This is a genomic window from Collinsella sp. BA40, assembly GCF_008014645.1.
Lineage (GTDB): Bacteria > Actinomycetota > Coriobacteriia > Coriobacteriales > Coriobacteriaceae > Collinsella.
Genome location: NZ_VOWY01000017.1, coordinates 1 through 11922 on the forward strand (window position 1 = coordinate 1; position 11922 = coordinate 11922).

Consider the following 11922-nt stretch of genomic DNA (forward strand, 5'->3'; position numbering starts at 1 on the left):
CCCAATCGTAATGCCTTGAAGGTGAAAGAGCCGCCCTTACGGACGGCTCAAACTGTAATGGGGGGTGCTCTGAGAATCGGCATAATTGATGCCGACCTCATTGACCATGGCACGCGCCATCCCAACCTTGCTCTATTAAAAATAAGTTCCTTCTGTAAAGCTCATGGCCATTCGGTAGAGCTTTTGATGAGTTATGAAGGCATCGAGGATTACGATGAGATTTTTCTCTCATGCGTATTCTCGTTTACAAAGCTATATGAGCAGGTCCTTGACCTTCCATATGTTCATTTTGGTGGTACTGGCATCTATCCAGATGGTGGCGAGGATTTGCCTTATGAGGTGGAGCACAGTAAGCCTGACTATTCGTTGTATCAGCCCTATGTTGACGAGCAGCTTGCTAAGGGCAGGAGACGCAGCGCCCTTGCTGATTATCTGGATTACTCCATTGGCTTTACGACGCGAGGCTGTTTTAGAAAATGCAGCTTCTGCGTAAACAAAAAATACGATCGTGTTCATCCGCATTCTCCTGTGTCAGAGTTTTTGGATGAAAGCCGTCCGTATATCTATCTGTGGGATGATAACTTCCTGGCATTTAGCGACTGGAAAAGCGTTTTGCATGAACTACAGGAAACTGGCAAGCCGTTCCAGTTTCGCCAGGGGCTTGATGTCCGCTTGATGACAAACGATAAAGCCAAGGAGCTTTCTCGATGCCGTTATCATGGTGACTTCATATTTGCTTTCGACCATATTCAGGATAGGGAGCGCATTGAGCGTAAGCTCAAGCTGTGGCGCACGTGGACTGACAAAGGCACGCGTCTTTATGTTCTGAGTGGGTTCGATTCTCAGGATGAAAAGGACATCGAATCCGTTTTCGAGCGCATATCAATCTTGATGAAATACGACTGCATTCCTTACATTATGCGGTACGAGAGCTATAAAACAAGTCGCTGGCGGTCCCTTTACGTCAACATTGCCCGGTGGTGCAATCAGCCGCAATTCTTCAAAAAGAAATCCTTTAGGGAGTTCTGTGAGACGAATCAGCAATACCACAAGACTCCTGGAACGTACTGCTCTGCATATAAAGCCATGACGGATTTCGAGCGGGAGTTTCCAGAGATAGCTGCAAAGTATTTTGACCTTCGTTTTGAAGAGATGAGCATGATGAAGCGTTATGGGCGTAGATTCTTTGGGGCAATTACGCCTGAAGAGCGTGGTTGCCAGGAGGGATATTGGACGGATTATGCAACGGGCTGCATGGATAACGGTGCCATACTTACAGCGTATTATGAAAAGAAGCTTGATTCGGTTTGCGGGAACGAGCTTGTTGAAGAGGGTCTCATCGAAGGAAATGCAATAAGTTCCCTGTTTAATGAAATCAAGCGCGCGCGTCTCGATGATATCTTCGCTGCCGTTCGCTCCATAGAGGATAAGGAGATTGTTTCTCCGCAAAACGTTCCGCAGTTTAGTAAGCTCGAGATTGCTTACGGAATACCCGGGCTGCTTGAAAAACTCGAGGAGCCGCAGGCTTTTGACGCCATGGGGATCTATCTCGACAAGACATCGGGCAAGAAGCCGGCTGCAAACAAGAAATATGGCGAGAACCATTCAAAGTTGGCAGCTCTTTTAGATATTGCGGACATAGTTCCCGACGGTCATGTCAAGAAGGTGTCTGCTTCTCCTTTCGGAGGGCTTTTTTGCAACCTTGATGATGCTGAAAAGAAGAGCATGGCTGCTCGTTTAGCTTTTCGCATTCCTGTAGTTCAACATGTGCTGACTGCCGCCTTTGACACTGAGGTGAGCATTTCTGATTATCTGAAGCCGTTCGCCGACTCGACGAGGGCGCGACGCCTGCCCAATATTTGTGCCATTTTGGATTTGATTAGATCCGAATGCAGCGATTGGGATTCCGAGCTTCGCTATGCCCTTGAGAATGTGGGGAGGTAAGGATGGGTCTTCGTGAGCTGGATATACTTCCAGCATATGAAACGCTGGAGGGCGAGGACCCGGTTTCGTCATTCTATATTCCTGCATTGAGGGAATCCATTTCTTACGATAGGAGTGTCGGCTATTTTTCGTCGGCAAGTCTAGCTTTGGCGGCTCGAGGAATTGCGGGCCTAATCGCAAACCAGGGCGGGATGCGTTTAATTGTGAGTCCGCATCTTGCAAAAGAGGATATTGAACAGATACGCTCTGCAACAACAAACGAGTTTGAAGCCGTTGAGTTGAGCATGGCCGCTGCTTTGGGTGATGTGGATATGCTTGCAGATGAGATTGCGCGTGATCACGTTCGCGCGCTCGGCTGGATGCTCGCAAAAGGTGATCTCGATATGCGCGTTGCGTATATTGTTGATGAACAAGGTGAGATTGAGGAGGGCCAGCTATTTCATCAAAAGGTTGGCATTATGCGCGATTCCCAGGGTGCCGCCCTGTCGTTTAGCGGTTCTATCAATGAGACGGCTTCAGGTTGGCTGTTTAATTCAGAAGAGTTCAAGGTCTTTAAGAGCTGGGATGACGGCCAGGAACAGTTTTTTGAATCAGATGAGAAGAAATTTGAGTGCTTGTGGCATAACGAGCACCCTCGCGTTAGAACCTTTAAGCCTGATGGCGCTTTCTGCAAAAAACTGGTTTCAATTGGCGAAGGTTTCGAGCTGGAGCATAGTGCGCTTTCGAGATACGAATCAAGAGAAAAGGTGACGCGCATTTCGTTATTTTCTTATCAACGCGAGGCTTTTGCAAAATGGCGTGAAGTTGGCGGCTCGATGTTGTTTGAGATGGCGACGGGAACGGGAAAAACTCGTACTGCGTTGGCTTGCGTTCAGGATTTGCTGATCACTAAAGGCCGGGTGGTGTGTGTTATAGCCACTCCTCAAAGCACCTTGTCGCGACAGTGGGCGCAAGAGGTGGAGGCACTTGGCCTGAAATTTGATTTGATCGTGTTTGCCGATTCCTCGTCAGGAACAAGCAAAGAATGGGCCGCCGATGTTCGCGCGGGCATACGTCGCATAGCGGTTGGTCGCGCTAATAGCATGATTGTTTTCACAACTCATAAGAGCGCTTCAAATTGCCGGCTTGCACAAGCGCTTGAGCATGTGCCTGATAACGTCTCATTGTGTTTCGTGGGGGACGAGGTTCACGGGCTTGGTTCAAAGCAGTTCCGATGCGCGCTTTTGGATTCATATAAGTATAGGATCGGGCTATCTGCGACTCCTTCACGTTGGTTTGATGATGAAGGATCGAGTGTAATCCGTTCGTACTTTGGAGATCAATCGTACGAGTTTACTATCAGACAGGCGCAGGAGACGATCAATCCGCTAACGGGCCAAACCTTCCTTTGCCCTTATGAGTACCATCTCGAGTGTGTCTCTCTTGATAGTGAGGAAGCTGACGAGTACGCTGAGCTGAGCCGCCGAATATCCAGACTGTCATTTAGTTCTGATTCTGACGCCGAGGAGCGTCTTGAGCGACTATTGATGAAACGAGCCAATATCAAAAAAGACGCCATGGCGAAGCTGGGTAGGTTTAGGTCGCTGTTAAGAGAAATCGATCACCAAAACCTAATCGTATTCACGTCTCCCCGAAGGATCGATGAGGTTGAGGCAATTTTATCCAGCCAGTGTATTGCCGCAAAACGTTTTACCAAAGACCAGGGAACGCGGCCTTGTCGTGAATTCGATGGATTGAGCGAGCGCGACTATTTGATTCGATCGTTCAAACATGGCTCATTGCAGGCGTTGGTTGCGATCAAGTGCCTTGATGAAGGCATTGATATTCCTCAGGCCCAGACGGCTGTTCTGCTTTCCAGCAGTACTAATCCACGTGAATACGTCCAGCGTGTTGGACGTGTGATCCGTCGATCTCAAGGTAAGGAGAAAGCGTATATCTACGACTTCGTTGTGGTTCCCGACTGGGATCGGTTGAAGGCGTTGGGCGACATCGCTCTTGAAAGGAAGTTGTTCAAACAAGAGCTAGTGCGTATTGAGGATATGAGAAGGAACGCGCTGAACAGCACTGACGTTCTCATTCAGGTCCGAGATTTGCTTGGAGGGGCAAATGGCAATTAACAAGCGTGTCATGAAGAAAATCGAAGAGTTGGCGAACGGCGATAGCGCCTTGCTCGGGTTTCTTCGTGCCTTGATTACCTACGAGGCTGAGGGTTCTGGTCGCTATAAGAAGGAGTATGAGGACATGCTCAAAACATATGCTGAAAAGGAGGGGGAAAAGTGAGGTTTCGCTCGATTCAGCTCAGTAATTATCGTCAGTATCGAGACTTGGAATTGACGTTTTATCAGGGTAGGCACGATCTTCAGGTGATCGTTGCCGACAACGGCGTGGGTAAGACCAATTTGCTGAATGCGTTCACATGGTGTCTCTATGGTGAGGAGCCGCATCTTGGGACGAGTCGTAAAGACGCTGGTAAGCAGAGGGTTGAACCCAAGCTCAACAAAGAGGTTATCGCCGAGTATGCCAAACAAGGTTTACGCATTGCTGATGTTAGGGTGCAGATCGACATCGATGATGGAAGCGGTGCCGACGCCAAACTGATACGCGTTGTCAGGCAAGTGCCCTTTAATGTCTCTGGCAACGGCGATTTCTTTGAAAAGTCGGCGGAAGAGCGTCTGTCCGTAACGATTATTCGTGCCCAGGGATCCGATTATCCTCTCGAGGGGGAGAGCGCGCAGGAGTATCTCAACAAGCTGCTTCCAGCTTCGATCCGTCGTTATTTTTTCTTCGACGGTGAGCAGTTGAATTCTTACTTTAAGGCGACGGAAGGAGATAGGATCAAGGAGGCGGTCTACTCGATCTCGCGTATCGATTTGATCAGGACCATGATCCAGCGCCTTGATTCGGTTGTGAAGGATCAGCGGCGTGCTGCTGCAAATACCTCGAGTGATACCAGCAAGCTCGAGGTGACACTTGCGCAGAAGGAGCAGACGCTGGCTGGCGCTCGCAACTTCATCGATGAGAAGAACAAGGAGATTGCTGAGCTTCAGCAAAAGATAACCGAGATTAACGATCAGTTGCTTGGAGTTCCGAATGTTGGCGAGCTGGAGAGGCAGTGCGTTAGCATTCGAAGGAAAAGGGATGATCAGCAGAAGCGGGTCAACGACGCCGAAAGCGCTTATTATAAGTTCGCGCGCGAGCGCGTTGTTGACTTCTATCTATATCCCGCAGTGCGTGGCTCATTGGATAGAATTCGTTCGCTCGAGAGCGATGGCCAGCTTCCTCCATCGATCGATCCGGGAAAATTGGAGGCGGCTCTTGCGGAGGGCAAATGCACGGTGTGCGGTCACGAACTCTCCGAGGAGGAGAGAAGCCGGATTACACAGTTGCTTGAGCTCTATAAGGTTAGTTCTAGGACATCAAACATACTGTCGTCAATGACGTCGGAGCTTACCCGTTCCCTCAATGCAGTAAAAGGCTATCCTGTTGAAAGAAAGCGGTATATAGAAGCGCTCAATACTGCTCAGCGCGAATTGGACGAGCTTGAGGATCAGCTGAAAGATCTGGAAGCTCGGGCTGCCCAATATGCCGATACAGGGGCTGCTGTTAAGCAGAATTATGAAGACCGTGCCGCATTCCAGAGACAGCTCGAGGAATGCAGCCGCCAGATCGGAACGAGGCAATCTAATATTCCGCGCCTTGAAACTGAAATCGATAGGCTAAAAAAGAAGCTTGCCGACGAGGCGAAAAAGACGGAGAGATCTGCGAAGCTAAGCCAGATGGTGGATTTTGGCATCCGTGCGTTGGACGTGCTCAAGAATGCAGAACGGGCGATCGTTGACGAGACGCGTGAAAAGATGGCCGTGAGAACGGAGGAGCTTTTCAAGGGCTTGGTGTGGAAAGATTCGAAATGTGATCGCATCGAGCTTTCTAGCAATTACATACCCTCCCTGTACGACAAGTCCAATTTCTCCTGCGCTGGTACTTGTTCGGCTGCGGAGAGATCCTTGCTTGCGCTTTCGTTTACGTTGGCAATGCATGAAGTGTCGGGCTTCGAATCCCCCTTGTTCATCGATACGCCTATTGCGCGCGCTTCGGGCGAGAATCGAGAGAACTTTGCCCATACGCTTGTCGAGGTGAGTGAGGGTAAGCAGCTGATTCTTGCATTCACGCCTGATGAGTATTCGGCATCGATTCAGAATGAGTTTGAGCCCGCGCTGGCAACATACATTCGTTTGAAGCTCGATTCGGAAGAGACGCACATACTGAAGCCGGAGGTGGAGAATCGTGGCAATTAAGAGGGAGACGGGCATTCGGACGACGCTGTCGGTGGATCAACGTGTTAAAGATGTCGTTGTCCCCAGAATGGATAAGCCGATTTTTGCGGGAATGCAGAATGTCGACCGCGTCATCCTAGCTATGGCTATGGGTTTCAAACATGGGTTGAAGCCCGAGCTTTCTTCGCGTAATGACGGCGGCTTCGTTCGTGTTGAGTATTTTACGCCTCGGTATAAGGCTTTGGTTCATGCAATGAGGTTCGCCGAGTCGGGTCTTGATGACCCCGATGTTCTCCAGGATGAGAACGGTACGTTTGACTTGATCGAACGGTTTGCCAATGGTGGATTTCAACTTATTGAGGGCGATTTGGATGAGAATGCGAGCTCGGATGAGATCGCTGATGCCTTCGTTTGCGATATGGATGAGCTGTATAAGCAATACACCGGTGAGCCAATTTAGTTTATAAGCCTATATGTCTTTGCGAGCGCCCCCATCTTCATGGCTTGGTGATGGGGGCCTTGTTTTAAGATGTACGGATCTACGGTTGCCTAATTCCGAAAGGACCCGCACATGATCTGGTTCACCGCCGACACCCATTTCGGACATAGCAACATCCTCGGCGGCAACCAGCGGCCGTTCGGCTCCATCGAGCAGATGAACGCGCGGCTTATTGCGGCTATCAATGAGCGCGTAAGCTGTCGCGATACGTTGTACGTGCTGGGCGACTTCTCGTATCGCACCACCGTGGCCGAGGCGCTGCGCCTGCGCGAGCGCATCAACTGCGAGCATGTGCGCCTCATCCGTGGCAACCACGACAAAGATTGGGGCCTGTTGGAGCCGCCGGCGCGCGATGTCGTCCGTAACGGCAGGGGCGGTGCCAAGAGGGGGAGCGGCTCTGCGATGCGCCCTGCGCCCGCCGCGTCCGCCGATGCTCCCTTCGAAGCCGTGCTCGACTACCTCGAGCTCAAGCCCGGCGAGTGCCATGGCACGCGTATGGTGCTCTCGCATTACCCCATGCTCAGCTGGAACGGCAAGCGTCGCGGATCCATCCAGCTGCATGGCCACATCCACGCCGATCGCGCCTACAACGAGCGCAACCGCCAGCGCGGCATCCTACGCTACGACGTGGGCGTGGACGCCAACGGCTACGCCCCGGTGAGCCGCGACGAGATCCTCGATTTCTTCCGTGGCGTCGATCCGGTGCAACTCGGCTTTTCCCAGGACGAGGCTGGTCTCGACACATAGCGATCGCGCTTAAGAATCCGTGTCCGCGCGAACCCGTATGGTGGTCCCAACAGCAAAGGGGCGTCCCGCAGGCGCGGGGTCCCGGCGCGGCCGCGGCAGGTGCGGCCGCGCTCCCAAGGGAAGGGAAGCCATCATGTACGAGCCGTCACGCAACATCATGAACTTCTACGTCGCAGGGTTCCAATATCACGAGGGCGCGCTGGTGCTCTCGCAGCTCAAGCCCGGTGACGAGCTCACGCTCGAGGCTCAGCCGGACAATCCGCACGACTCCCAGGCCATCGCCATCAAGGTGCGCGGCGAGATGCTGGGCTACGTCCCCGCGGAGATGACCGCCACGCTCTCGGTGCTGTTCCACTACGGGCACGCGCCGATCTTCGAATGCCGCGTGATGCAGGTCGCCCCGGAGAATGACCCCTGGAAACAGCTGCGCGTCGCGATCTACGTGAAGGACGCGCGCTAGTCGCGAGCCGTGTCCGCACGGTCGGGTATAGTCTGCCTATTGAAAGGTGCCCGCACCGGCGGGCGAGCGGAGTAGGAGCGAATATGAACCAGGACGATATGAACCAGGGTATCGCGAACCAGGTCAAGTGCCCCAAGTGCGGAACGGTCATCAACCTCGACGAGAGCGATTACGAGGGCATCGTCCGCCAGGTGCGCGACGAGCAGTTCGCGCGAGAGGTGGAGGAGCGCGCGGCATCTCTGCGTCGGGAGAAGGATCAGGAGCTCGAGCTCGCGCGCGCCAACGCTGCAAGCGAGCTCGCCAAGACGCGCTCGGCGCTCCAGGCGACGCTCCAGGATGAGCGCGCCCGCGCGGCGGCGGAGCTTCGCGAGGCGCAGGCGCAGGCTGATCGCGCGCTCCAGCAGGCGCAGTCGCAGGCAGCCGCCGAGCTGCAGCAGGCGCGCGCCCAGGCGGCGGCGGAGCTGCAGCAAGCTCGTTCGGGTGCGGCGGCGGAGCTGCAGCGGGCCCAGTCGGATGCCGCGACAGAGCTGCAGCAGGGTCTGGCCGAGCGCGACGCACGGATCGCGGAGCTCTCTGCCAAGCTCGAGTCGGCCCAGGAGGAGCGCGAGTCGGCCGTGGAAGTCGCCGCGCAGCGCGAGCGCATGGCGGTCCAGCAGGATGCCGCCGATCAAAAGGAGGAGCTGCGCGAGCAGCTCGCCAAGGAGCGTTCCGAGCACCAGCGGGAGCTCGCCGAGGCGCGCGCGGCTGCGCAGACGAGTGCCAGCGAGTTCCAGCGCACCATCGATGCGCTGAACGCCAAGCTCGCCTCCCAGCAGGATGCGGCCAAGCTCGCGGAGTCCTCCGTGCGCGCCGAGCTCGTCCGCGATGTGTCGGCGCGCGATGCGCAGATCGCCTCGCTGCAGGCCCAACTCGATGCCGGCGCCACCCAGCGCGACCTCGCGGTGTCGCAGGCGCTCACCGAGGCCCGTGCGACGTTCGACGAGGAGCGCACCAAGCTCAGCCGCGATCTGGACGCCGCCCGCTTCGAACTCGCTCATGAGCAGGAGATCCGCGCTGCGGAGAAGCAGCAGCTCGAAGCCGCCCATGCGCTCGAGATTGAGCAGGCGCGCAAGTCCAACGCCGAGATCATACGTTTCAAGGACGAGGAGATCGAACGCCTGCGCGATATGAAGGCGCGTCTCTCCACCAAGATGGTGGGCGAGACCCTGGAGCAGCACTGCGAGACGGAGTTCAACCGCCTGCGTATGACGGCCTTCCCGCGCGCCTATTTCGAAAAGGACAACGATGCGTCCGCGGGCACGAAGGGCGACTTCATCTTCCGCGAGTGCGATGAGGACGGCAACGAGATCATCTCCATCATGTTCGAGATGAAGAACGAGAACGACACCACGGCCACGAAGCACAAGAACGAGGACTTCTTCAAGAAGCTCGATCACGATCGCAGTCAGAAGGGTTGCGAGTACGCCGTGCTCGTCACGCTGCTGGAGCCCGAGAGCGAGCTGTACAACGCCGGCATCGTGGACGTGAGCTACCGTTACCAGAAGATGTACGTCATTCGTCCGCAATTCTTCATTCCCATGATCACGCTGCTGCGCAACGCTGCCATGAATTCACTTGCTTACAAGCAGGAGCTCGCGCTCGTTCGTCAACAGAACATCGACGTCACCAGGTTCGAGGAGAAGCTCGAGGCGTTCCAATCCGGATTCGGCAAGAACTACGACCTGGCGAGCCGCAAGTTCCAAACGGCGATCGATGAGATCGACACCACCATCAAGCACCTGCAGAAGGTGAAGGACAACCTGATCTCGAGCGAGAACAATTTGCGTCTGGCGAACGACAAGGCCCAGGGGCTCAGCATCCGCAAGCTCGCCTGGGGCAACAAGACCATGAAGGAGAAGTTCGACGAGGCCCGCGAGGAAGCGGAGCGTGCTGCCCGCGAGGGCGTCACCGTCGAGGAGGCGCCGGGTGCCGAGCCCGATCTTGCGGATAGTTACGAGGTGTAGCGGGTGATGGGGAAGAGCGAACCGCGCCTGACGGCCGATGCGCTGAAGCGCAAGCGTGAGCGCGAGCAGGAGATCGTGAGCCAGATGATTACCCTGTACTGCAAGGGTAATCATTCTGCGCGTCGTCCGGCGCCGCTGCGAGGGCGGGGCGGCGAGATGCAGCAGGTACGGGAGGGGGCGGCCCCTCGGGGGCGGGGTTCCGGGGAACGGCGGGACCTCTGCCCCGAATGTGCCGAGCTCGAGGCGTATGCCCGCGCGCGCAGCGAGCACTGTCCGTTCATGGAGGAGAAGACGTTCTGCTCGAATTGCACGGTGCACTGCTACCGCCCCGAGATGCGCGAGCGCATCCGCACGGTGATGCGGTACGCGGGCCCGCGCATGCTCTTCCATCACCCCGCGATGGCGATACGCCATATGATCGAGTCGCAACGGGAGCGACGGCGCGTCCGCTCATCGCGATAGAAGAAAACGGGAGGCCCGCGCGATGCGAGCCTCCCGTTTGCATGGGCTTAAAGAATGTAAGCGCGCGTTCGGCTTAGCCGAAGTAGCGCTCCAGCAGGCCGGCGAAGGCCTTGCCGTGACGAGCCTCGTCGCGAGCCATCTCGTGCACGGTGTCGTGGATGGCGTCCAGGCCCGCGGCCTTGGCGCGCTTGGCGAGGTCGAACTTGCCGGCGGTGGCGCCGTTCTCGGCCTCAACGCGCATCTCGAGGTTCTTCTTGGTGGAGGTGGTCACAACCTCGCCCAGGAGCTCGGCGAACTTGGAAGCGTGCTCGGCCTCCTCGTAGGCGGCCTTCTCCCAGTACAGGCCGATCTCGGGGTAGCCCTCGCGGTGGGCAACGCGAGCCATGGCCAGGTACATACCAACCTCGGAGCACTCGCCCTCGAAGTTAGCGCGCAGGTCGGCGATGATGTCCTCGGAGACGCCCTCCTCGTGAGCAACGCCCACGATGTGCTCGGCGGCCCAGGTCATCTTGCCCTCCTCAACCTTGGTGAAGCGGTCGCCAGAGACGCCGCACTGGGGGCACTTGAAATCGGCGGGCAGCTCCTCGCCGTCGAACTCCTCAACGAAACCGCAAACGGGGCATACAAACTTCATGGCCTTCTCCATTCGGTCGCAGACGAATGCGCGGTGCTTGGCCTGATGTTCCTCTCCAGGCAACCGCGACTTGGTACGTGACCCATTATGTCCTAATGGCCCTTATCTAGACTCATATTGATACTCATTCTCAAAAACATCGCAATAAGTAAACCATGGCTTACAAAAAGGATTCATTCAGAGGCGTGAAAGGGGTAGAAAAAGGAATGGAGGCAAGTTGTCTCTTGCCGTATAAGCTGCAGGTCGTGCATGCTATACATGAACAAATAAGGAGTGGGCTCATCTCGATGGACCGTTCGGAGGGGAGATCGATGAGGGTTTTTATTGCGCTCGATGTTCCAGACCAGCTACGACGCGAACTATGCGCGTGCACGGAGCGGCTATCCGATCACTTGCTCGGTCGATTCGTGCCCTGCGAGTCCTACCACCTCACGCTTGCGTTCATGGGGGAGCTGGACGAGGGGCAGGTCGATGATGCGGTCGCGGCTCTCAACGATCTGTCAGCGCAATCCGCTCCCGCGATTCTTGCCCCCTCGCAGCTGGGGACGTTCGGCAAGCCTATCGACTCGGTTTTGTGGATGGGCGTGGAGCCCCGCGCGGAGCTGCTTGTTCTGGCCGAACGGCTTCGCTCGGCGCTGGCAGGGCGCGGCCTGCCGTTTGATCCCCATGAATTCGTGCCCCATATCACGCTTGCGCGTCATGCGCGCGTGCTTTGCGATGCGCTTCCGCATCTCGAGCTGCCGCAACCCGTCGTTGCAACCACCGTTGGACTCTATGCAAGCACATTGGGGTCGAACGGTCCTACATACACGCTCGTGCATCGTTGCGCGCTCGACGGCTAGCTGTTAAGTGCCAAGACGTTGTTTACATCTCGATGGTGACAAATAGGGAGGGCTCCC

The 11922-nt window shown here is 55.7% G+C and carries 11 protein-coding genes; 10 read left to right on the forward strand and 1 reads right to left on the reverse strand.

Annotation, left to right across the window (positions count from 1 at the left end; translation table 11 throughout):
- The 9 genes from E4J93_RS08125 to E4J93_RS07475 form a co-directional block, all read left to right on the forward strand.
- Positions 1-1944 (forward strand): hypothetical protein (locus E4J93_RS08125; RefSeq protein ID WP_222705709.1); only part of this gene is annotated, 1944 nt, incomplete at its 5' end.
- A gap of 2 nt (positions 1945-1946) precedes the next feature.
- Positions 1947-4061, forward strand: coding sequence for a DEAD/DEAH box helicase family protein (locus tag E4J93_RS07445; protein ID WP_147588838.1), 2115 nt, complete (start codon positions 1947-1949; stop codon positions 4059-4061).
- Positions 4051-4224, forward strand: a complete 174-nt coding sequence (locus E4J93_RS08130) for a hypothetical protein (protein ID WP_187231663.1) — start codon at positions 4051-4053, stop codon at positions 4222-4224. Before E4J93_RS07445 ends, E4J93_RS08130 begins: the two co-directional genes overlap by 11 nt.
- Complete coding sequence (locus tag E4J93_RS07450) at positions 4221-6239, forward strand: AAA family ATPase (RefSeq protein ID WP_147588839.1); 2019 nt, start codon at positions 4221-4223, stop codon at positions 6237-6239. The genes E4J93_RS08130 and E4J93_RS07450 overlap by 4 nt, the downstream gene beginning before the upstream one ends.
- Positions 6229-6678 (forward strand): hypothetical protein, encoded by a 450-nt coding sequence (locus E4J93_RS07455; protein WP_147588840.1) that lies wholly within the window; start codon positions 6229-6231, stop codon positions 6676-6678. Before E4J93_RS07450 ends, E4J93_RS07455 begins: the two co-directional genes overlap by 11 nt.
- A 111-nt stretch (positions 6679-6789) precedes the next feature.
- Positions 6790-7464, forward strand: coding sequence for a metallophosphoesterase (locus E4J93_RS07460; protein WP_147588841.1), 675 nt, complete (start codon positions 6790-6792; stop codon positions 7462-7464).
- A 133-nt stretch (positions 7465-7597) separates the two neighbouring features.
- On the forward strand, positions 7598-7924 hold the full coding sequence (locus tag E4J93_RS07465; protein WP_147588842.1) for an HIRAN domain-containing protein: 327 nt from the start codon (positions 7598-7600) through the stop codon (positions 7922-7924).
- 83 nt (positions 7925-8007) lie between these two features.
- Complete coding sequence (locus E4J93_RS07470; protein WP_255431968.1) at positions 8008-9927, forward strand: DUF2130 domain-containing protein; 1920 nt, start codon at positions 8008-8010, stop codon at positions 9925-9927.
- 6 nt (positions 9928-9933) lie between these two features.
- Positions 9934-10389: a nitrous oxide-stimulated promoter family protein gene (locus E4J93_RS07475; protein ID WP_147588843.1), complete on the forward strand. Its 456-nt coding sequence runs from the start codon at positions 9934-9936 to the stop codon at positions 10387-10389.
- A 73-nt stretch (positions 10390-10462) separates the two neighbouring features.
- Here E4J93_RS07475 and E4J93_RS07480 read toward each other — a convergent pair whose 3' ends face one another.
- Complete coding sequence (locus tag E4J93_RS07480; protein WP_147588844.1) at positions 10463-11023, reverse strand: ferritin family protein; 561 nt, start codon at positions 11021-11023, stop codon at positions 10463-10465.
- A gap of 311 nt (positions 11024-11334) precedes the next feature.
- Here E4J93_RS07480 and thpR point away from each other — a divergent pair, with 311 nt between their 5' ends.
- The gene (gene thpR / locus E4J93_RS07485) at positions 11335-11865 is read left to right on the forward strand and encodes an RNA 2',3'-cyclic phosphodiesterase (RefSeq protein WP_187231664.1); all 531 of its coding nucleotides are present in this window, start codon (positions 11335-11337) and stop codon (positions 11863-11865) included.
- The last annotated feature ends 57 nt before the right edge of the window (positions 11866-11922 follow it).

Coding starts and splice junctions, on each gene's coding strand:
- E4J93_RS07445 (WP_147588838.1), top strand. CDS start 1,947: ATGGGTCTTCGTGAGCTGGATATACTTCCAGCATATGAAACGCTGGAG.
- E4J93_RS08130 (WP_187231663.1), top strand. CDS start 4,051: ATGGCAATTAACAAGCGTGTCATGAAGAAAATCGAAGAGTTGGCGAAC.
- E4J93_RS07460 (WP_147588841.1), top strand. CDS start 6,790: ATGATCTGGTTCACCGCCGACACCCATTTCGGACATAGCAACATCCTC.
- E4J93_RS07465 (WP_147588842.1), top strand. CDS start 7,598: ATGTACGAGCCGTCACGCAACATCATGAACTTCTACGTCGCAGGGTTC.
- E4J93_RS07470 (WP_255431968.1), top strand. CDS start 8,008: ATGAACCAGGACGATATGAACCAGGGTATCGCGAACCAGGTCAAGTGC.
- E4J93_RS07475 (WP_147588843.1), top strand. CDS start 9,934: ATGGGGAAGAGCGAACCGCGCCTGACGGCCGATGCGCTGAAGCGCAAG.
- E4J93_RS07480 (WP_147588844.1), bottom strand. CDS start 11,023: ATGAAGTTTGTATGCCCCGTTTGCGGTTTCGTTGAGGAGTTCGACGGC.
- thpR (WP_187231664.1), top strand. CDS start 11,335: ATGAGGGTTTTTATTGCGCTCGATGTTCCAGACCAGCTACGACGCGAA.